Here is a 21485-nt window from a genome sequence, read left to right on the forward strand (position 1 = left end):
ATTGAACAAGAAAAAGCTAGACTCATCTATTTACCTCCTTATTCTCCCGAATTCTCTCCTATTGAAAACTTTTGGTCAAAAGTCAAAGCGATATTAAGAAAACTGAAGGCGAGAACTTACAAAGACTTAATAGAAGGGATTGAATTAGCTATGTTAGAAGTTACTCAAAAAGATATTCGCAATTGGTTTACTCACTGTTGCTACTGTACCTCATGAGTCAGAGAATTGCTATATATTAATATTGATGTTAATCCTGCTGATTATCGTTTTGGTTTGTTGCAAGGACTTTTAGGTAATGGCGACGGTATTACTAGCAATGACTTTGCCTTGCGTGATGGTACTAACTTACAATTGAATCCTGGACAGTGGGAAAATAACCCTATCGTCCATACTACATTTGCTGATAGTTGGCGTGTTAGTCAAACAGAATCTCTCTTTCCTGCAACAACAAAACAAACTGCTGCTGCTTCTAGTTTTGCTTCAGACATTATTCCTCCCAACCCTATTTTTGATCCCGAAGCCTTAGCTGCTGCTTTTGATTTGGTTAATGATGCAGGAGTTGCGGCAGGACAATTTCAAGTTGGTGCAGTAATAGATTATCTTCGTACTGGAGATACAAGCTTTATCAAGTCGGCTAAACAGTTTGGTGACTTCGTACTTCAAGATGACAAGGGAGTAATCCAACTTGGAAGCATCCAAGGCAGTAAATGGAACGATGCTAATGCTAATGGTATCTGGGACGGAGGCGAACAAGCCCTAGCAGGTTGGACAATTTACATTGATAGCTTCACCAATGGACAATTAGATCCTTGGGAAATTTCCACAGTCACTAACGCTGATGGTAAATATACCTTCAGCAACTTAGGACCAGGAGAATATGCCATTCTGGAAGTGAATCAAACAGGCTGGATACAAACCTTCCCCACCACTCCCTATGCTCTAAACTTGAAAGTAGGGGAAAAATTGACTGATGTTAATTTTGGCAACTATCAATTACCCAAGATTAATCTTAGTCCCAGCAATCAGACTGTTGTTGAAGGTTTAACCACTCCTCAAAACGCCTCCTACACCGTCACTCTTTCCCAAGCAAGCAACCAAACCGTCAGCGTTAACTATGCTACTGCTAACGGTACAGCAACCGCGGGATCGGATTACACCGCCACCATTGGAACTCTAACCTTTGCCCCTGGTGTTACTACTCAAGTCCTCAACATTCCCATTCTCAATGATTCCCTTAATGAGGCGAATGAAATCTTTACTTTAGCTTTGTCTTCTCCTACTAATGCTGCTCTTGGTACGCAGACGGCAGCTACCACGACGATAACCGATACTCTCACGGCCGCTGTCACCACGACTTTAGCGGCAAATGTGGAAAACCTGACACTGACGGGAGCAGCCGCCATTAACGGTACTGGTAACGCAGGTAATAACGTGATCACGGGCAACACGGCCAATAACCTTCTCAACGGTTCTGGGGGCAATGATACCCTTAATGGTGGTGCTGGACTCGATACCTTGACGGGGGGAGCAGGAAACGATGTCTTCCTCTTCCAATTTTCCCAATCTACTGTCGCTAACCCTGACCGGATCACTGATTTTGCGATCAACTCCGACAAAATTGATTTGCTCAGTGCCGCAGGAGGTGTGCTGCCTGCCCCCGCTGCCTTTAGTCGTGCTGCCAATTCTGCGGCTACCACTTTAACCAATGTCGTGAATGCTGTTTTTACCGATGCCAATGGTGCCTTAGCTGGAAACCAAGCACTTGGTATTAATGGCGCAGCCCTGGTCCAAGTAACCACTGCTGGGATAGCCGGAAACTATATTATTGTCAATGATAATGTTGCTGGTTTCCAAAGTGCCAATGACTTACTGGTTAACGTTACAGGCATTACCGGCACATTACCCGCTCTCGGTAATATCCCTGTTTCCAACTTCTTTGTTTAGTGGATTCCTGATGGGGTGACAAGAATATTCTCAAGCCGGCGTGTTAGGGATCGGGAATGGAGTCGCCTCCATCCCCGACCCTTCAGAACCGTGCATGAGACTTTCACCTCACACGGCTCCTAGTTTGATTGTCCCATTCTTAGGGATACAACTTCTCTTAGGCGCTTGGGTAATGCCCGAAGCCTGCCCTCTGCCCCCTGCCTTCGTTAAAATTAACCAAAGTGAGGCATAAGAGTCAAAACTCCCAAGTCTAAATCTTTACTATCGATCGATTTTGCCTCATAGAGGGCTAACATATCGTTTAATTGGGGATTACCGCAGGAGGAACCAGTTACCCCCATGGCAACAATCAAACCACAATAACCCTCGGTATTTTTGATGCGTTTTTGCCAATTGCGGCGAGCATTACGGTGGTCGGGATCATCTTGCTCGAATTCCCCAAACAGATAGAGATCACCATTAGCCATTTTCAGAATCCCCAGATCATAACGGGTATCTTCGAGGGGATCTTCGCCGGGGTTAAAACCAATAGCCTCCAAACCGCCAGCCTGTTCGATTTTTTCGATAAGTTCCTTGGCTTTCGGTCGGGAGGTCTGGATCATGACCACGGGGAAACCCTCTCCTTTTGTCGGTACGGATTGGGGTTGATAATGGATTTTCGGACGACTGCGAATTTTATCTAATAATTGCCAGGGAACCATTCCCAGACTGAGGTGAGCATTATCAGGGACGAGATTCTCCTTGAGTACGGATTCTTCCTCATCATCATCCTCATCATCCTCATCATCCTCATCATCCTCTAAGAGTTGCATAAATTCCGCACATAGGTCGGGCATCGTGGCTACCGTCACCGCCACGGTTTCCCCTTTTGCTTGTTCGGGATCGAGGGGAATGCGAAAACGACGCTGTAATTCTCCGATTGGTTCTTCGGATAAAGCGGATTGATTGCCTTTCAAAAAGCGCAACAGAGCCATTAAAGCTAAATATACCGTGATTGCTTCTTCTTCATCTAAATAGGGGCGAATACCTTCGTAGGGATGCACGCTGCCAAAAACCGGATGAATCTGGGAGGGGGCAGCCGAGGCCAGATCGTAGTCATCCTCATCATCTTCCTCGTCATCATCGGCCAATTCGTAGCTTAAAAACCAGCAATCTTGGGAAAGAAAGGCTTTTTCTAATCTTTCCATCGATTTTTCTTCTAAAGCGGCCTGCCGGAATTGTTTGAGGGATGCTAGGGAACGATAGAGAATGACTCCGTATTCCCGACCGAGCATTCCCATGACACAGGCGTAAAGATGCGGGAAATCGGGGCGATCAATCTTAATTTCCAAAATATCGTAGTCAGCTAAACAGGACCAGGGTTCAGCTTTCCAAATTTCGTGAGCGGTTTTCACTAAAGCGGACTGCCAAGCGGGGGGAATTGCCGGGGGACGATTATTTTGGAATTCGTCGAACCCGCGAAAGAGATCATCGATCAGGGGCAAATTGGGGGCATAATCGATGGTGATCTCGAGATCTTGCAGTACCCCGCGCAGAAAAAACTGTGTTTCTCGATCGCGGACGATAATTTTTTTCGGTCTGGCTGGCCGGGCGGGATTTTGGGGTGTTTCGATGGCGCGGATTAAGGTTCTCACCATGGCCTCGGGCCCGGTTTCGGGGGAAACTACTTCCATAGCGCGTACACAGCCCTCGCTGCCATCCACCCAGATCACGCACTCGCCGCCGCTTTCTTGATTTGGTTCTAGGGTGGCCCGGGGCATTCTCTCGGATAAGGATAAAGCACGACGATCTCCTTCCCAAACGCTGGGAATTTGTGGGATTTTTTTGAGGCGGCTTTGGGTCGTCCGGGGCAGAAGATTCATCGGGAAATTTAGGGGTAGCTGTGTTAGGATTTTAACCTTTTCTTTTTAAGGATTCCATAGAATTATTCTATCGATTTAGTTCATAACTTGATAAATAAACCGGAAACCTGACCAAGTTCCCAGATCAAAGGCGTATTCATCAATTACACTGCCAGAACTATCCATTTTTAAGCCTAAATCTAATTTTAGATCGCTCCAGAAAGCTCTGGCTATTTCTAGGGGGTTAGTCAGGGTGAGCAGTGGGGTGGCTTCTCCCTTGAGGCTTTGAGTGGCATTGAGAAGGGTTAAGGTGTTGGGGAAAGGATGGCGACTGAGGATCAGGAGATGTTCTCTGATGCCCTTGGCTTGACTAATTTTCCAATGCCCTTGGCGGTCATTGGGGATGGTGGCCTTGGTTTTGGCCGCCACGACAAAAGGGGCTAATGGGCTGGAATTGCTGAAATTATCGGGGTTTTCTGAACGGGAACAGTATAAAAGCGGTTGGCGATCGCTGTCGAGGACAAGGATCAGTGCGTAGAGGGGTTGTTCTTCTTGATTCTCGATTTGATAGCGAATTTCCGTACCGACGGGCAGAATTAAGTCATTTTTAGCGGTATTAGTCCCCCTGCTACCCGCAATTTTTTGGGTTGGCACTGTGGAGATATAGGTTTGATCGAGGCTTTCCAGGGTGACAATAACGGCTAAACCGGAGGATTCTTGATTGATCAACAAGTGCCACAATTTGCAGGCCAGCAGGGTTTCTAGTTGGGATTGCAGTCGTTTGATTCCCGATTTAATTGCTTCGTTGGCCGCCCCTAAACTACCGATAATTAGGGAGCCATTGGGAGATAATAACTGATAATTGCCAGTTTCTTCGCCACCAACTCGACTTAAGAGACAATCTACCGTTTGTTCGCCAATGTTAACCACGGCGGCCACATCGGGCAAACTGGCAAAGGTACTGGTGGCATCTACCCGTTCAATCCGGGTTAAGTTACTATCCAAACCGACGATTAAGCCGATTTGACTGGGAAAAACCCGCAATTTTTCCTCTAGAATCTGTCCTATTTCTAGGGAGGCGGTTGCTGATAATAACTGGGCTTTGGCTTTTAAACCCTGACGGGAGAGAATTTTTAGGCTGATTTCCTGCCCAGTCGCCTCAATAAAGCTCAAACAGGAGTTAATCCCGTAATTTTCTAGGATTTCTAAGGGCAGGCCGACCAGATTGACTTCTAGGGTGCGTTCATCAATAAGATTTGTAACAATTGCCGCTCCACCCCTTGACTTTTCTGGCTGTATATGATATGGCGGCGCAGAATTATTTTGATTACCGGTCAGGATTGCCGGTTGCTGTTGTTGACTGCTGTGACTAGCGACGAGATGACGGAGGCGGGGAAAAGCGATCGCAATTGTCGGACTGGGGCAAGCTTGCCAGAGATACTGGGTGAGATCATAGGTGAATAAGCCAGCATTAGGGCTATTACCGCTCAATTCCAGGGCGATTTGCTCTGGTTTAGCGGCAGCGAGCATAACGCCGTTACTAGGCTTATTTTTGAGGTTAAAACGGGTTTTAATATCGGTAGCGAAAGTTAATTCGGCGGGGTTAAGATCAGTAAGGGTTTCGGGATAGGAACGAACGCGGAGATTACCGAGATAGGGCTGAGGTTGGGGGAGATGACTACTATCAAAAACCAAGCTAAACTTATCCGTAGCTAGACAGCGAGCCATCAGCAGGATATTTTCCTTGATTAAAGCATTTTCTGCCCCATCAGCAGCAATAAAAACCTCTTTTCCGGCCCCAAGACTGCCATAACCGCTAAAGTGAAAAATGACCACATCCCCCGCCCTGGCTTGGGCGATCAGGTGTTCTAAAAAAGCCGCTTTGATCGCTTCTCCACTGGCTTTTTGTCCCGTTAAAGTTACTATATCAGCATCCTGAAAGCCAAAACGATAACGGAGAAGGTCTTTTTGTAACTCCACATCGGTAAGACAGCCGGGCAGCGGCGGAATATTCGCCCCATACTGGTCAATACCGACTAAAAGAGCCAATTTTCGGGGATTAGGGGCGGCGAGAGCGGCCAAATGACGGTTAAGGGTCCCTTGACTAATCGCCAAAGTCAGCAGCCCCCAACCTGTCTGCTGGATCAATTCTCGCCTAGTTATGTTCATCGAAAATTTTGGGTGGGAAACCCCGCCGTAGAACGGCGGCTTTACGTTAGAATTAAAAAGACCGTCTCGAAAACCAAGTGGGCGGACAGCACCGTTCGGCTGAGCTCACGGCCGAAGCCTTGAAAACTCGGCTTAGGGAGTTCCGTTCAGAAAAGCTTGTCCGGGTAAAAAGTCGCGCGCAACAAGTACAAGAAGCGTTTAGTCAGAACCGTACCGTGGGACACACGGAATCGGGCTTCTGAAATGGAGCGAAAGTCTGTGGACTCTGTGTAAGACAGTACATGGTTTTTTAACTGTGGTATGCGACGGTGGTGGAAGCAGAAACTTAAATCGTGAGGTTTAGGAATCGCCGCACTTTTAGGGCGGCGAGGATGTCAAGATCCTTGCATGGCGCGGATTAATTCGGCAGCCACTTCTGGACGGGAAAATTCTGGAGGTGGTAATTCTCCTTTACGCAGCAGTTCCCGGACTTTCGTTCCCGAAAGGTGGATTCTTTCTTCCGGTAAACTGGGGCTAGTTTTGGTGGTTGCCATTCCCGAAGTGCGGGTACAGTAGAAAGCGTGTTCAAACTTCATTGGCACGATTCCCAATTCCCCCGGCTCGAACTCATCAAAGATATACTGAGCATCGTAGGTTCCGTAGTAGTCGCCGACTCCGGCATGGTCACGACCGACGATAAAATGGGTACAACCGTAGTTTTTACGGATAATAGCGTGAAAAATTGCTTCCCGGGGGCCAGCATAACGCATAGCTGAGGGGTTGATAGCTAGAATAACGCGATCTTGGGGAAAGTATTTATCCATCATGATCTCATAGCAACGCATCCGCACATCGGCCGGCACATCATCGCTTTTGGTAGCGCCGACAAGGGGATGCAAGAATAAACCATCTACCACTTCTAGGGCGCATTTTTGAATGTATTCGTGGGCCCGGTGGATGGGATTACGGGTTTGGAAACCGACAATCGTTTTCCAAGCTTTTTCGTGGAACATTTGGCGCGATTGTAGAGGATCGATCTGATATTTGGGAAACTGAGGATGAGGATCGCGCTGAAGTAACCAAATTGGACCTGCGAGGTTAATTTCTCCCTGTTCGTAGAGGACTTTTACCCCGGGGTGTTTATGATCGTCGGTACGATAGACGTTAACTGCTTCGTGGGCTTTATTATAACGGTATTTTTGGGTTAGTTCTAGGACTCCGACAAAGTTGCCTTCGCTGTCATCTAAACGAATCCAGTTGCCTTCTTTGAGGGGATCCGCCACTTCTTCCCTAACGGAAAGAGTCACGGGAATTGCCCAGGGTAAACCATTGATTAAACGCATATCATCGACGACTTTTTCGTAGTCGTCCTGTTCCATAAAGCCTTTCAGGGGACTGAAACCACCAATAGCAATCATAACTAAATCCGAGAGCGCCCGTTCATCTAAGGAAACTCGCGGTAGTTTTTCAGCTAGGGCCAGAAATTCTGCTTTTTCGGCAGCGGTAGCAATACGATTAATTAATTGCCCACCGTGGGGCGCGATTCCTTCGGTCAGTACAGTCATAAAAATTTCTTTACATTGTCACGGTTTATCCTATCAGAAGTTGGTTAACCCTTAATCAAGGGGTTGGGACTAGCGATGATTTTCCAGTCGGAACAGTTTACAATAAGATTTGTAAAGAATTATCAATAATTATGAGCGAAAAAGTTGTCCTGATTGTCGGTGCTACGGGGGGTATCGGTGCCACTTTAGCCCGTAAACTAGCTGTTAATGGTCATAAACTCGTATTAGTGGCCAGAAATGCCGATAATTTATCTAATTTAGCTGGTGAGTTGTCTTGTCCCTCGTTAATTGTGCCGACGGATATCACCAATCCCACTCAGGTGGAAACTTTGATGGCAAAAATTGTCTCCCATTACGGCCGGTTGGATGTGTTGGTTAATGCGGCCGGAGCCGGTGTGATGAAACAATATAATAAAATCACGCCGGAAGATTTAGATAAAATGCTCGACCTCAATCTGAAGGGGAGTTTTTATACCTGTCAGGCTGCGGCTAATGTGATGAAGGAAAATAAGGCCGGTCATATCTGTAATGTGGTGGGAATTTTGGGTAAGCATTCTATGGCTATGGCTGCCGCTTATTGTGCTTCTAAATACGGGGTGGTCGGTTTTAGTAAATGTTTGGCCGATGAGTTAAAACGCTATGGTATTAAAATGACTTTATTCTATTTTGGTGGTGTCGATACTCCTTTTTGGGATCAGGTGAGCTTAAAAGTTGATCGCACTAAAATGTTAACCGCTCAAACCGCGGCCGATGCTATCTATTTTGCCATGAATGCTGAACCCCAAGCCGTCCCCATGGAAATTAATATTCAACCCGATAGTCATCTCTTTTTTTAATCCTCAGGAGTCAGGAGTCAGGAGTCAGGAGTCAGGAGTTGGGGTTTTAGGGTTTTAGGGTGTTGGGTTATTAGTTGAAATTCCCCTATCTCCCCACTTCTTCATTCCCCACTTCATAATTCATAATTCATAATTCATAATTCCTAACACTCAACCACTTTTTTGACTTTATCTATGTTTATTGATCATATTCATTTTTATGTAGAATCGGCCAAAAAATGGCGAGATTGGTTTGTGCGGGTGATGGATTTTCATGCGATCGCAAGTTTAGTTAATCTCCACACGCACACGGAAATAGTCGGCAATGGCATCCAAAAAGATAAAACTAAACAGATTATTTTTATCTTATCTTCTCCCTTAAATTCCCTTAGTCCCGTGGCGGAATTTTTAAGTAAATATCCTGAAGGGGTGGCGGATGTAGCTTTTCAAGTGGAGGATTTAGACAGTTTAGCTAGGAGAATTAAACAGGACATTTTTATTCAGGAAACTGTTTTGGCTAGGGGTAGGATAAAAAGCTGTCAAATCTCTAGCATTGCTAATCTCAAACATACATTAATTGAAAGGCAAGGAATCACGCCAATTTTAGCCGATCCTAATCTGATTGAGTATGATAGTAGGGAACAAGATAATCAGGATATTCTGGCAATTGATCATTTAGTTTTAAATGTTTTTCAGGGGAATTTAGAGTTAACAGCCAATTGGTATGAGGAAAATCTAGGCTTTAAAAAAAGGCAAACTTTTACTATTAAAACGGAGCGTTCTGGTCTTTATTCCCAGGTACTTGTTCACCCCGAAACCGAATTAAAATTACCAATTAATGAACCAGATAGTAACAGTTCTCAAATTCAAGAATTTTTAGATATTAATCAAAAATCTGGCATTCAACACATTGCTTTAAAAACAGAAAATATTTTAAGATTAACTCAAAAATTAAAAGAAAGGAAAGTAGAATTTCTATCAGTTCCCAACAGTTATTATCAGCAAATTAGCTATCAAAAAAAAGATTTTAATATTGCTGATTGGGAATGGTTAGAAATAAAAAAACAGGAAATTCTCATCGATTTTGAACAAAATAGTCATTCCCTCCCAGAAAAGCCGACTTTACTGCAAATTTTCACTAAACCAATTTTTTCCCAGCCGACTTTCTTTTTTGAATTAATCGAGCGACGTCATGCCGCTAGAGGTTTTGGAGAAGGCAACTTCCGGGCCTTATTTGAAGCGATCGAACGGGAACAAATACAGCGAGGAACTTTGGATTAGAGTCAGAAAAGCGATAATTTTTCCCATGAGACTATCAACGATAACGTAATTCGATCACATCTTTTTTGATCGTGACATCATAGGAACCAAAAAAGGTTTGTCCCAAGAGTCCTAACCCTTCCATTTGGGGAGAAATACCCACAATTTGATTAGATAAAACCACCTCGCCAACTTTAACAGAATTAATGCGACCAAGATACACAGTAACGACACCGCCGGCGGTATGAGCGAGTACTTCCTTTTCCCGTTTGACTTTCATCGCTTTTGCCATGGCATCGGTGAGGACGATCGAACTAGCTCCCGTATCAAAAAGCATTTCATAATAGTGACGGTTATTAAAAACTACCATCACCGTGGGAATGCCGTTAACCCGGCGTTGAATCGGTAGCTGATAAACTTGCGGGGAATTTTTCCTATTTCTGGATGAACCGCCACAGAGACGGCTAAGATCTATGTGTTGTCCATCTGCTCTTTGGAGAAAGCATTCCGATTGAGCGAGAGTCGCAGCGGTGAAGGGAAATAACAGCAGGGTGCTGGACAAGGCGATCACAGAAATAGACCTATTCATGGGTTTAACATCGAGAAGACCGACTCGGAAAAGAACGCTTCTAGCTCTAAAATTCCCCAAAAATGCGGGAAAATAAGGGGTGTTTAACCGGGGGGCCAGGCCATTGGGCGATCGCCTAAGAGATGGACATGAAGATGATCCACGGTTTGACCCCCCTGTTCCCCATTATTGATCACCACTCGATAACCTTGACTTAATTTAGCTTCGGCGGCCACTTTTTTAACAGTTAGTAACAAATGTCCCAATAAATCTCGATCGCTGTCGCTGGCTTCCTCTAGTTTCGGAATCGGTTTTTTAGGGATAATGAGGATATGGGTGGGTGCTTGGGGATTAACATCTCGAAAAGCGAGAACCAGATCATCTTCATAGACGATCGAGGCAGGAATTTCTTTACGGATAATTTTGCTAAAAATAGTCTCGCTCATAGACAAATTGCTTTTTTTTTAACTATACCATTAAGCTCTCAGCTTTTCTGGCTAGTTTATACCGAGAAATAGGCTGATTTTCAGGGTAAATTCCCAGATAAAATCATTTTTATGCGGAAAACTAGCCTAACATCCTGTTTCATTTTCCTAAGAACTCACTTTATTTTTACTTGAGCCAAAATGTTAGCAAGGGTTTGGAGTGCGGCAATTATCGGCATCGATGCCATTAAAATCGGGGTAGAGGTGGATGTATCGGGGGGATTACCCGGAATTGCCGTGGTGGGTTTACCCGATACCGCTGTGCAGGAGTCGAAAGAAAGGGTAAAAGCTTCCCTAAAAAATGCCGGATTTGCCTTTCCCATCCGCAAAATTGTCATCAATTTAAGTCCCGCCGATATCCGCAAAGAGGGGCCGATTTATGATTTACCGATTAGTATCGGCATTTTAGGAGCCTCCGAACAGGTAGAAGCCGATTTACTGGGGGATTTTCTCTTTTTAGGTGAATTATCCCTCGATGGTAGTTTGCGTCCCGTGGCGGGGGTTTTACCCATTGCTGCCGCCGCCGAAAAAATGGGGATCAAGGGTTTAGTGGTTCCCGCCGATAATGCCAAAGAAGCGGCCGTGGTCAAAGGCGTACAAGTGTATGGGTTTCGTCATCTATCGGAAGTGGTAAATTTCTTAAATGAACCCGATCGCTATTCACCGATGACTTTTAACGCTGCCGAGGAATTTGGGCGATCGCAGGTAAATCTCCCCGATCTCAAGGATGTCAAAGGTCAAGCAATTGGCCGGCGGGCCCTGGAAATTGCCGCAGCTGGAGGTCATAACCTAATTTTTGTCGGGCCCCCTGGCAGCGGTAAAACCATGTTAGCGCGACGTTTACCCGGTATTCTGCCCCAGCTGACCTTTGCTGAATCCCTAGAAGTCTCCCAGATTCATTCCGTCGCCGGATTACTGAAGGATCGAGGTTCCCTGGTGCGCGAGCGTCCTTTTCGCAGTCCCCATCACTCCGCTTCCGGGGCAGCGCTGGTGGGAGGTGGCACCTATCCCCGACCGGGAGAAATCTCCCTTTCCCACCGTGGTATTTTATTTTTGGACGAATTAACGGAATTTAAGCGCAGTGTCTTGGAATATCTCCGACAACCCCTAGAGGATGGTTATGTGAGCATTTCTCGCACTCGTCTTTCCGTCGCTTTTCCGGCCCGTTTTACCCTAGTGGCGAGTACCAATCCCTGTCCCTGTGGTTATTACGGCGATTCAGTGCAACCCTGCAGCTGTTCACCGCGACAACGGGAACAATATTGGGCGAAATTATCGGGTCCGCTTTTAGACCGTATTGACCTACAAGTGACGGTAAATCGCCTGAAACCGGAAGAAATGACCCAAGAGAGTCGGGGAGAAGCTTCTGAGCAGGTGCGGCAACGGGTAGAAGGGGCCAGGCAAAAGGCCAGCGATCGCTTTCAAAATACCGAGATTTGCTCTAATGCAGAGATGAATTCCGAGCATTTGCGGCGTTTTTGCGCTCTTGATCATAGCAGTCGCCATATTTTAGAAGGGGCAATCCGAAAATTGGGTTTATCGGCCCGAGCAATGGATCGCATTCTCAAAGTTGCCCGCACCATTGCCGATTTAGGAGATAGTGAAATGCTGAAAAGTTCCCACGTTGCCGAAGCAATTCAGTATCGCACTCTCGATCGTTTAAGTTAGGGTTTGCGGCAAAAAGTTTGTTGCTGGGGTTAGGAGTCGGTCGTCGGTCGTCGGTCGTCGGTCGTCTGGAGATAGGGTTTTAGGGTTTTAGGGTTTTAGGGTGTTGGGGTTTTAGTTGAAATTCCCCCAATACCCCACTACTCCACTTCCCCATTCCCCACTTCATAATTCATAATTCATAATTCATAATTCCCACACCCCACACCCTACACCCTCTTTCAAGTCAGGAGTCAGGAATCGGGGGATTCTAAGCGTTTTTGCCATTCTCGATCGATTTTATCGGAGCGCTCGATCTCTTGTTCGAGATAGTCTTGATCGGTAGAATAACTAATATCAGCATCCCTAATCACTTTTTGGTCAGCGAATTGACGAGAGTAGGCCAGTTTTTGCTCTAATTCAGGATTATTTTGGGCTAATAAATCTGCTCTTTTTTCTCGCTGTTGATTGCGTTGATTAACCCGCTTATTTCTCCACTGTAAAAAGAAATAACGACCGAGGGGAATCCCCAAAAAAGCAGCGGCATAACTGAGGAGAAAACCGTAGATCCCTGTGACTATCGACCCCAGAGAACCGCTCAAATCGACACTATCACTGTTGAGCAAATATCCTAAAACTAAAGCGAGGATAAAGTTAACCGCCCCTAAACCTAAAGCTAAGATAATTTGACCGCTATCTGCTTCGCTAAACTTCCAGGGTTTTTCCCTTAGATAGGGCGAAACTGTTTGTAATTTTCTCTCTTTGGTCGTCACCTGTAGATCGGGAAAATAATAGATAATATCGCCTCGATCGGACACTTGCGGCAACCCATTAAAACGAGTTAAAACTGGGAGTATATAATCTTCTGTCTCCTCCTGACTGGGGTTAATACTATCGAGATAGGGGGCAATTTGTGGAGCGATAATCGAGCCACGATTATTTTGAATTACTTTACCGATAGTTTGCCAGCGTCTCTCCTCTAAATTAAAATTAGGATCGCCATCGCCAAAAAGAAAAGAAAAAACTGCCTCGAGAAAATTCATCTTACTAGAGGGTTTTTCTGCCTTAACTTCCCTATCTCTTTTTTCGTAGTAGTTATTACCAAAGTCGGGATAAAAAATCCAGAAAAAGTCCGTGGGAAAGAAGTTAATATTAATGTTGTTATTTCCCGAATTGTTATCCGAGTCACTATCTTTAAACATTAAGCCGATCAGGATTGCCAGAATAGCCAGCAAGAGGATTAAAATCGAAATAATTAAAACAATGCCGAAGGAAATGCGAATAACATAAAAAACTACTTTCCAGATTTTACTGGCGAAAGCTTTTAACGGCAATTGCCAATATTTATTCAGAAGAATCGAGCGAAAATTTTCGGGGAAAAGATAGATAATTTCCCCCGTATCTGCTACCTGTAAATGTCCCCCCGCTTCCGCCGCTAAAGCTAATAATCCCTGTTGTGCAGCGTTAATCTCTAAACCCGATTTTGCCGCCACATCACCCACCGTAACCCGATAGCCTAATTTTTCGATCGATTGTAATAGAGACTCTTGGGGATTCATAGAAAATACTGTTCCTCTCGATTATCCTATTTTCTAGTTTAGTTTTGATTTTGTCTTTTTGGCAGCGGCTATCTTGATTGACAGGTGCGGCATTTTGGACTCGATCGAGAAAATATCGTTATAATTGTTCCAATAGTCGCAAAAAGCAGGGCTAAACTGTATAAATAGTTACTTTATAAGCAATTATCAGAGGTGAGCATGAATGCGTCGGAACAGGCAAAAGGATTAGAATTAACGGCAAAGATCGCCACACTCGTCAACCTGTTTAAACAACAATTCCCCGATGCAAAGGCAGATCTGAAACCTTGGCGCAACGATCCCCACACAAGGGAGTTAACGGATCCCGACTCGATCGATATCGCTTTCCATTTTCCCGGTTGGAGTCCCAGAATTCAAGGGCGCAGTATTCTGGTACAAATTCGTTTTCATCTCGATAGCGAGGATCAGCATCAGCGTTTGATTGGCTTAGAAATGCAGGCTTTTAACCATCAAGGAACCGCTTGGCGACTATCTACGGTGGAAAATTGGCAATTAGTCGGCAATTATCAACCTTCTGCTAAGGTGGCTGATAAGTTAAAATATTTCAGCCGGCAGGTGTTTGAAGTTTTTAAAAATGAGAATCTATAGCTGATTTATCAATAATTTGAGCTACAATTTTTCTAAGGCTTTTCTCTCTTTTTCAGTCACTTCTCGCCATTGACCGGGTTGTAATCCTGTTAAGCATAATTTATTGTTTTTGTCAATAGTAATGGCTGTTCTAATTAATCTTAAAGTGGGATAACCAACGGCAGCCGTCATCCGTCTTACCTGACGATTTCTTCCCTCAGTTAAGGTAATTTCTAACCAAGCGGTGGGAACAGATTTTCGATAACGAATCGGTGGCTCTCTGGGGGGTAAATCCGGTTCAAAATCTAGTAAATTAACTATTGCTGGTCGAGTGCGATAATCCTGAATAGGAAGACCTTGACGCAATTTTTCTAAAGCGTTTAGGTCTGGAATTCTTTCGACTTGTACCCAATAGGTGCGCGGATGAGCAAATTGACGATGACCTAAACGATGCTGTAATTGACCGTTATCTGTGAGTAATAATAATCCCTCGCTGTCCCTATCTAAACGACCGACAGAATAGATATTTGGGATGGGAATATAATCTTTTAAAGTCGAGCGACCATTTTCATCAGTAAACTGACATAATACATCGTAGGGTTTATAAAAAAGGATATATTTATTCAAGGGAAAAAGGAGTCAGGAGATAAGTATTTATGCAAAATTAATTTCTTGGTTAGAATAGGCAAAAGGCAATAGGCAATAGGCAAGAGGTAGTTAGATATGTTTAATTAACTTTGCTTAGGTACTTAACTGATAACTGATCACTGATAACTGATTCAATCCCGTTGATGGGAGAATTGATAAGCGCCGACGATTGAGAGAAGAATAGCGACGATTAATAAAATGGGGATAGCGAACCAAGGAAATTGATTTATATCGTAGGCTGCGGCTCTTAATCCTAGACTAGCATAGGTGAGGGGCAAGGCATAAACAATAATTTTTAATGCCCAGGGCAAGGTTTGGGGATCGAAAAAAGTTGCTCCTAAAAAAGACATCGGCACGATTAAAAAGTTATTATACAGACCGACACTTTCGATGGATGTAACTCGCAATCCGACAATTGCCCCTAAACCGGCAAAGACGGCACAATTTAAGATTAAAACTAATAAAAAGAGGGGATTGAGAAAACTGACAAATTTTCCTGTAAATAAGATAGCAACGAGAATCACTGATGCAGAAGTCATTACACCGCGCAAAATCCCCGCGAAAACTTTGCCTAAAAATAATGAGAGGGGATGGACGGGAAGCAATAATAATTCCTCGAAGGTTTTACTAAATAAGCGATCGCCACATATCGAAAAGGTGGTTCCCCCGAAACTGATCGCCATTGAGGACAGGGCCACCATTCCGGGTAAAATAAATTCTAGATAGGAATCGCCGAGTGAGGGTTTCATCGAGCGATCGAGGGCGCTTCCCAACCCCAACCCGAAACCGATAATATAGATTAGGGGAGAAACTAAACCTGTGGCGGCGATCTGAAGGACTCTCGCGCGTAAATCTAGCCATTCTCCCCAAAATACGGTTAAAGTGTCTGTTAATATCGTCTGAGCTTGAGCTAGTTTCACTGGTATTTTGGTTAATTAGTAAATATACTTTTAATAATAATTAATAATTGTCCCCTTTTTCAAGAGTGAGCTTTTCGCACCAGAAAAATAATCATCGTCTAAGGATAGGCAAGAGGCAACAGTAAAGGGATTGGGGGAGATTCAGCTAATTTAAGGATAGGCGGTTAAAATCCGTTTTAGCTTACTTAAGTAGGTAGGCGTTAAAAATTATCAGATGCCCCCCTTATTAAGGGGGGATTAAGGGGGGATCCCCCCGCCTATCGGCACCCCCCTTATCAAGGGGGGCAGGGGGGGATTAAAGGCAAAATCCATTTTTAATTTAATTATAACCAGCTTACTTATGATAAAATGCTGTCAAGGTCAGGGAGGGAAAACTTGCAATTATTAACCCAATAAAATAACTGATAGCCGAGATGAAACCCTGTTACTGTATTAATCCCAATTGTTTTCAACCAGACCATCCGAGTAATAATAACTCGAATACTCTTTACTGTCAAAGTTGTCGCTCTGAGTTGTTGTTAAATGGTCAATATAGGGTAAGTCGGTTATTGAGTGATACGACCGGTTTTGGGGTTGTTTATGAGGCTTTTGAGGGTTTTACAGCCAAAATCCTCAAGGTCTTACAAGAAAGATGGAATAATGAACCGAAAGCAGTTGAATTATTTAAACGGGAATATGACGTTTTATTAGAGTTGAGTCGTCAAAATGTCACCGGTGTTCCTCGAGCAGATACCTATTTTCAATATTCCACGAGGGAAGGGAAAATATTACACTGTTTAGTTATGGAAAAAGTGGAGGGGATTAATTTAGACCAGTGGCTAAAGCAGTATGATAAGTTAAGTCAAAAACGAGCCTTAAAATGGCTGAGAGAAATTACTTTAATTCTCGATAAAATTCATCAACAGAATTGGCTGCATCGAGATATTAAGCCTCCTAATATTATGCTGCGTAATAGTGGCGAGTTGGTGTTAATTGATTTTGGGACAGCAAGGGAAGAAACCCAAACCTATCATCAAAAGGTAAAAGGTCAACAGGTAACAGGTATTACCTCAGCCGGATATACCCCCAATGAACAACAACATGGTCAAGCAGTGATTCAATCAGATTTTCATGCTTTAGGACGAACTTTTGTGCATTTATTAACCGGAAAACATCCTTTAGAAATTTATGATCCGATTAATGATGTTTTACCTTGGCGAGAAGAAACGGAAAATATTCACCCGTTATTGTTGGATTTTATTGACGAGTTGATGGGAAGATTGCCAAAGAATAGACCGGCTAATACTAGGGTTATTTTACAACGTTTAGATCAGATTGAACGGCAATTAAAGTTACCTCCTATAACTCCTAATAGACCATCTCCACCACCACCAAATCCGCAGCCTGTTGTAAATCAAAAACAACCACAGGTTATTCCTAAGATTAATCCTTCTCCGCCAGTTTCACCTGTAGCTGTACCCAAAAAAACACCAGCACAACCGGTTAAAAATAATAATCTGAGAAATGGATTAATAGCACTCAGTGGCGTTTTGTTATTAGGAATAGGAATAACGCAAGTTTATGGTTATTTTAAATATAAAAATTTTCCTGCTAGTCCTCAATTATTAATATCTGATTTATCTATTCTTCGCTTCTTAGATAAAACCCTAACTGGTCATTCTGACATGGTTAGGTCAGTGGTATATAGTCCCGATGGTCGCTATTTAGCTAGTGGGAGTTGGGACAAAACTATCAAAATTTGGGAGGTGGCAACCGGAAAAGAATTGCGTACCCTTACTGGTCATTCTGGTAGTGTTTGGTCAGTAGTATATAGTCCCGATGGCCGCTATTTAGCTAGTGGGAGTTCCAATACTATCAAAATTTGGGAGGTAGCAACGGGAAACGAATTGCGTACCCTTACTGGTCATTCTCTCTTGGTTTTGTCAGTAGTATATAGTCCCGATGGCCGCTATTTAGCTAGTGGTAGTATTGACAATACTATCAAAATTTGGGAGGTGGCAACGGGAAAACAATTGCGTACTCTTACTGGTCATTCTGGTAGTGTTTGGTCAGTAGTATATAGTCCCGATGGCCGCTATTTAGCTAGTGGGAGTGGTGACAAAACTATCAAAATTTTGGAGGTAGCAACGGGAAAACAATTGCGTACTCTTACCGGTCATTCTGGTAGTGTTTGGTCAGTAGTATATAGTCCCGATGGCCGCTATTTAGCTAGTGGGAATGGTGACAAAACTACCAAAATTTGGGAGGTAGCAACGGGAAAACAATTGCGTACCCTTACTGGTCATTCTAAGGTGGTTTGGTCAGTAGTATATAGTCCCGATGGCCGCTATTTAGCCAGTGGGAGTTGGGACAAAACTATCAAAATTTGGGAGGTGGCAACGGGAAAAGAATTGCGTACCCTTACTGGTCATTCTAGTCCGGTTTACTCAGTGGTATATAGTCCCGATGGCCGCTATTTAGCTAGTGGGAGTGGTGACAAAACTATCAAAATTTGGCGAGTGAGACAGTAAACTTGTGTTTGGGGTGACAGCAATAACTTTTGTCTATCAAAAATGAGCGCTGAAGATGATATTATCTAGACCAAAAAAAAACCAGTCTTCCCTAATTTTTCGGGAAAACTGGCCAAGCTAATCTTGAGATTTTAACCAACGTTAGCGGTTTGTTTTTGGCTAAAAAATGCCGCTAAAACCTGTTGGGCAATCTGGGGACTGGTTAAACCCAAATCAGCGAAGGATTCCTCTGGTGTTGCGTGGTCCACTAATTTATCGGGAACCCCGAAACGCTTGACCGGAACTAGAATATTAGCATCCTGTAAAGCTTCCAAAACCGCAGAACCAAAACCACCCATCAAACAACCTTCTTCCAAAGTCACCACCTTACCAAGACGTTGAGCAAGGGGAAAGATAAGTTCTGTATCAAGGGGCTTGACAAAACGAGCATTAACCACTGTGGCTTCGATGCCGTGTTCGCTGAGGATTTCGGCCACCTGTAGGGAAGTGTTGACCATAGTGCCGTATCCTAACAGGAGAATATCATCGCCACTGCGGAGAATTTCGCCCTTACCGATGGGTAAAGCTTCCCAACCCTCTTCCATCAGGGGAACCCCTAAACCGTTGCCCCGGGGGTAACGCATGGCAATGGGGCCGCTGGTATGATTAATCCCCGTCACGACCATTCTTTGCAGTTCCGCCTCATCTTTCGGGGCCATAATGGTCATATTGGGGATACAACGCAGGTAGGCGATATCGTACATCCCCTGGTGGGTCGGTCCATCGGCCCCGACAATACCGGCCCGGTCCATGCAGAAGAAAACTGGTAGATTTTGAATACAGATATCATGAATAATCTGATCAAAAGCCCGCTGCAGGAAAGTAGAGTAAATGGTGACAACCGGGCGCATTCCTTCGCAAGCAAGACCACCGGCGAGAGTAACAGCGTGTTGTTCAGCAATTCCCACATCGATGTACTGTTTCGGTAGTTTTGCCTGAAATTTATCTAATCCCGTACCGGTGGCCATGGCGGCGGTGATACCGATAATGCGCGGGTCATTTTCCGCTAATTTAGTGAGAGTATGCCCGAAAACTTTAGAATAAGCGGGAGGTTTCGGTTTACTGGAGGGAATCGGTTTCCCCGTGGCTAAATTAAAGGGATTTTGGGCATGATAACCCACTTGATCTTTTTCGGCCCATTCGTAGCCTTTGCCTTTCACGGTGGCAACGTGGACGAAAACCGGTCCGTGGACCTTATGGGCCTGTTTAAAAGTGGCGATTAATTCGGGAATATTATGACCATCAATCGGGCCAAAATATTTAAAGCCCAATTCCTCAATCACTGCGCCAACCTTAGGAACTGCTAACCGTTTCATTCCTTCTTTGACTCGTTCCATTTCGGGAGTCAGGGAGTCACCGAAGAAGGGTAGATTTTTAAATTGTTCTTCGAGATTATCGGCGATAAACTGGACGGGTTCGCTCAAACGAACTTTATTGAGATAGCGGGAAATTGCCCCGACGTTGGGGGAAATGGACATCTCGTTATCGTTGAGGATAACCATGATGTTGGTGTTCGGTAAATGTCCAGCATGGTTAATCGCTTCTAGGGCCATACCCCCGGTTAAAGCGCCGTCCCCGATGATCGATACTACCTTGAAATCTTCCCCCTTGGCATCCCGGGCTAAAGCCATTCCTAACCCCGCAGAAATGCTCGTAGAGGCGTGTCCAGCCCCAAAATGGTCAAATTTGCTCTCGCAACGTTTTAGATAGCCCGCAACGCCGTTTTTTTGGCGCAGGGTGTGAAAATCGTTATAGCGACCGGTGAGGAGTTTGTGCGGATAAGCTTGGTGTCCCACGTCCCAAAGGACTTTATCTCGATCGAGATCGAGGGTTTGGTAAAGGGCGATCGTTAGTTCTACGACTCCTAACCCCGGTCCTAAATGTCCACCAGTAGCGGCGATCGTCTGGAGGTGTTTTTCGCGAATCTGACGGGCAATATCTTCTAATTGACGGAGTGATAAACCATGTAACTGGTTGGGATGAGTAATTTCACTTAGGTGCATATCGGCTTCTTTTTCAAAGTAGTTTATCCCTATACCAACTGTATAGGATCTTCAGCCTGAGATGAGGGAAAATCTAGGCTAATCTGGCCGCCGTGCGTAAAATTTGGCCGGCTAACATGGCAGCCCCAAAACCATTATCTATATTAACCACACCCACACCGACCGCGCAGGAATTGAGCATAGTTAACAAAGGAGCAATACCGCCGAAACTGGTTCCGTAACCGATACTGGTGGGAACGGCGATCACCGGGCGATCAACTAATCCCGCTACCACACTTGGTAAGGCTCCTTCCATTCCCGCAACAACAATTAACACATCGGCGGCATCCAGTAGATGGCGATGATTCAAGAGGCGATGAATTCCCGCTACCCCCACATCCCAGAGACGCTGCACGGAAAAACCGCATAATTGAGCAGTAACCGCCGCCTCCTCCGCTACGGGAATATCGGCAGTTCCCGCCGTTAGGATGGAAATTATCCCTTTTGGGGGATTTTCTGGGGCAGCTGCGGCAATGGCACAGATGCGGGCTAAGGGATAATAAACTAAGTCCGTTACCTGTTCCTGTAGCTGCGCTGCTATCTCTGCTTCAATGCGGGTGGCCATAACCACGGGACTATTTTGACGCAAAACATTGATAATTTGGGCAATTTGAGCGGTGGTTTTACCCGGCCCCCAGATAACCTCCGGAAATCCCGTTCTTAGTTGACGATGATGGTCAATTTTAGCGAAGTCTTCCACCGGTTCAAAGGCCAGATGTTTAAGTTTATCTAAGGCTGTCTCCGGGTTAATTTCTCCCCTGGCAACGGCGGTCAGCAGCGATCGCAAATCGGCAGCATGGAACATGGTCAGTTATCAATGGGAAGTGGGGTGCGGGAATTATGAATTATGAATTATGAATTATGAAGTAGGGAGGTGGGGGAGTGGGAATT

Annotated in this window: 16 protein-coding genes and 1 pseudogene; 7 read left to right on the forward strand and 10 right to left on the reverse strand. The window is 44.7% G+C overall.

All coding sequences use genetic code 11. The annotated features are described in order from the left end of the window. Together N0824_RS06690 and N0824_RS06695 are read left to right on the forward strand one after the other, a co-directional pair. The coding region (locus tag N0824_RS06690; protein WP_199224889.1) for a transposase at positions 1-216 on the forward strand (216 nt) is incomplete at its 5' end. A gap of 15 nt (positions 217-231) precedes the next feature. Next, positions 232-1944, forward strand: a pseudogene (locus N0824_RS06695) (Calx-beta domain-containing protein); the annotation flags it as partial. A gap of 212 nt (positions 1945-2156) precedes the next feature. Here the strand turns inward: N0824_RS06695 and N0824_RS06705 are convergent. The 3 genes from N0824_RS06705 to sat form a co-directional block, all read right to left on the reverse strand. Then, positions 2157-3806 (reverse strand): hypothetical protein, encoded by a 1650-nt coding sequence (locus N0824_RS06705; RefSeq protein ID WP_108936191.1) that lies wholly within the window; start codon positions 3804-3806, stop codon positions 2157-2159. A 75-nt stretch (positions 3807-3881) separates the two neighbouring features. Further along, positions 3882-5954, reverse strand: coding sequence for a caspase family protein (locus tag N0824_RS06710; RefSeq protein ID WP_108936192.1), 2073 nt, complete (start codon positions 5952-5954; stop codon positions 3882-3884). Positions 5955-6328: 374 nt separating this feature from the next. Further along, entirely contained in the window at positions 6329-7498 is a 1170-nt protein-coding gene (gene sat / locus N0824_RS06715) for a sulfate adenylyltransferase (protein WP_108936193.1), read from the reverse strand. A gap of 131 nt (positions 7499-7629) precedes the next feature. On the opposite strand from sat, the gene N0824_RS06720 reads away from it, so the two are divergent. Next, positions 7630-8334 carry an SDR family oxidoreductase gene (locus N0824_RS06720; RefSeq protein ID WP_008206099.1) on the forward strand — a complete coding sequence of 235 codons (705 nt, stop codon included), beginning with the start codon at positions 7630-7632 and terminating at the stop codon, positions 8332-8334. A gap of 174 nt (positions 8335-8508) precedes the next feature. Beyond that, entirely contained in the window at positions 8509-9594 is a 1086-nt protein-coding gene (hppD, locus tag N0824_RS06725; RefSeq protein WP_108936194.1) for a 4-hydroxyphenylpyruvate dioxygenase, read from the forward strand. Positions 9595-9628: 34 nt separating this feature from the next. On the opposite strand, the gene N0824_RS06730 is transcribed toward hppD, so the two are convergent. Further along, complete coding sequence (locus N0824_RS06730; RefSeq protein ID WP_108936195.1) at positions 9629-10162, reverse strand: TIGR02281 family clan AA aspartic protease; 534 nt, start codon at positions 10160-10162, stop codon at positions 9629-9631. An 83-nt stretch (positions 10163-10245) separates the two neighbouring features. After that, positions 10246-10587 (reverse strand): histidine triad nucleotide-binding protein, encoded by a 342-nt coding sequence (locus N0824_RS06735; protein ID WP_108936196.1) that lies wholly within the window; start codon positions 10585-10587, stop codon positions 10246-10248. A 231-nt stretch (positions 10588-10818) separates the two neighbouring features. Between N0824_RS06735 and N0824_RS06740 the strand changes: the two genes are divergently transcribed. Then, positions 10819-12294 (forward strand): YifB family Mg chelatase-like AAA ATPase, encoded by a 1476-nt coding sequence (locus N0824_RS06740; protein WP_373456617.1) that lies wholly within the window; start codon positions 10819-10821, stop codon positions 12292-12294. 230 nt (positions 12295-12524) lie between these two features. Here the strand turns inward: N0824_RS06740 and N0824_RS06745 are convergent, their stop codons facing one another. Next, positions 12525-13829, reverse strand: coding sequence for a hypothetical protein (locus N0824_RS06745; RefSeq protein WP_108936198.1), 1305 nt, complete (start codon positions 13827-13829; stop codon positions 12525-12527). A gap of 198 nt (positions 13830-14027) precedes the next feature. On the opposite strand from N0824_RS06745, the gene N0824_RS06750 reads away from it, so the two are divergent. Continuing rightward, positions 14028-14456: a hypothetical protein gene (locus N0824_RS06750; protein WP_108936199.1), complete on the forward strand. Its 429-nt coding sequence runs from the start codon at positions 14028-14030 to the stop codon at positions 14454-14456. 21 nt (positions 14457-14477) lie between these two features. On the opposite strand, the gene N0824_RS06755 is transcribed toward N0824_RS06750, so the two are convergent. Further along, entirely contained in the window at positions 14478-15062 is a 585-nt protein-coding gene (locus N0824_RS06755; protein ID WP_002793040.1) for a pseudouridine synthase, read from the reverse strand. A 152-nt stretch (positions 15063-15214) separates the two neighbouring features. Next, a complete protein-coding gene (locus N0824_RS06760) occupies positions 15215-16003 on the reverse strand; it encodes an ABC transporter permease (RefSeq protein ID WP_108936200.1) in 789 nt (262 codons plus the stop codon). Positions 16004-16416: 413 nt separating this feature from the next. Here N0824_RS06760 and N0824_RS06765 point away from each other — a divergent pair, with 413 nt between their 5' ends. Beyond that, positions 16417-18513, forward strand: a complete 2097-nt coding sequence (locus N0824_RS06765) for a serine/threonine-protein kinase (protein WP_108936201.1) — start codon at positions 16417-16419, stop codon at positions 18511-18513. Between the two features lie 131 nt (positions 18514-18644). Here N0824_RS06765 and dxs read toward each other — a convergent pair whose 3' ends face one another. Then, on the reverse strand, positions 18645-20555 hold the full coding sequence (dxs, locus tag N0824_RS06770; protein WP_002803695.1) for a 1-deoxy-D-xylulose-5-phosphate synthase: 1911 nt from the start codon (positions 20553-20555) through the stop codon (positions 18645-18647). A 73-nt stretch (positions 20556-20628) separates the two neighbouring features. Further along, positions 20629-21399, reverse strand: coding sequence for a nickel pincer cofactor biosynthesis protein LarB (gene larB / locus N0824_RS06775; RefSeq protein WP_108936202.1), 771 nt, complete (start codon positions 21397-21399; stop codon positions 20629-20631). Positions 21400-21485 lie beyond the last annotated feature (86 nt).

This window comes from Microcystis sp. 0824, assembly GCF_003112475.1.
In the GTDB taxonomy this organism is placed as follows: Bacteria; Cyanobacteriota; Cyanobacteriia; order Cyanobacteriales; family Microcystaceae; genus Microcystis; species Microcystis aeruginosa_C.

What these genes read in the sequence shown, in the direction of transcription:
- N0824_RS06705 (WP_108936191.1), bottom strand. Translation starts at nt 3,806, where the DNA reads ATGAATCTTCTGCCCCGGACGACCCAAAGCCGCCTCAAAAAAATCCCA.
- N0824_RS06710 (WP_108936192.1), bottom strand. Translation starts at nt 5,954, where the DNA reads ATGAACATAACTAGGCGAGAATTGATCCAGCAGACAGGTTGGGGGCTG.
- sat (WP_108936193.1), bottom strand. Translation starts at nt 7,498, where the DNA reads ATGACTGTACTGACCGAAGGAATCGCGCCCCACGGTGGGCAATTAATT.
- N0824_RS06720 (WP_008206099.1), top strand. Translation starts at nt 7,630, where the DNA reads ATGAGCGAAAAAGTTGTCCTGATTGTCGGTGCTACGGGGGGTATCGGT.
- hppD (WP_108936194.1), top strand. Translation starts at nt 8,509, where the DNA reads ATGTTTATTGATCATATTCATTTTTATGTAGAATCGGCCAAAAAATGG.
- N0824_RS06730 (WP_108936195.1), bottom strand. Translation starts at nt 10,162, where the DNA reads ATGAATAGGTCTATTTCTGTGATCGCCTTGTCCAGCACCCTGCTGTTA.
- N0824_RS06735 (WP_108936196.1), bottom strand. Translation starts at nt 10,587, where the DNA reads ATGAGCGAGACTATTTTTAGCAAAATTATCCGTAAAGAAATTCCTGCC.
- N0824_RS06745 (WP_108936198.1), bottom strand. Translation starts at nt 13,829, where the DNA reads ATGAATCCCCAAGAGTCTCTATTACAATCGATCGAAAAATTAGGCTAT.
- N0824_RS06750 (WP_108936199.1), top strand. Translation starts at nt 14,028, where the DNA reads ATGAATGCGTCGGAACAGGCAAAAGGATTAGAATTAACGGCAAAGATC.
- N0824_RS06765 (WP_108936201.1), top strand. Translation starts at nt 16,417, where the DNA reads ATGAAACCCTGTTACTGTATTAATCCCAATTGTTTTCAACCAGACCAT.
- dxs (WP_002803695.1), bottom strand. Translation starts at nt 20,555, where the DNA reads ATGCACCTAAGTGAAATTACTCATCCCAACCAGTTACATGGTTTATCA.
- larB (WP_108936202.1), bottom strand. Translation starts at nt 21,399, where the DNA reads ATGTTCCATGCTGCCGATTTGCGATCGCTGCTGACCGCCGTTGCCAGG.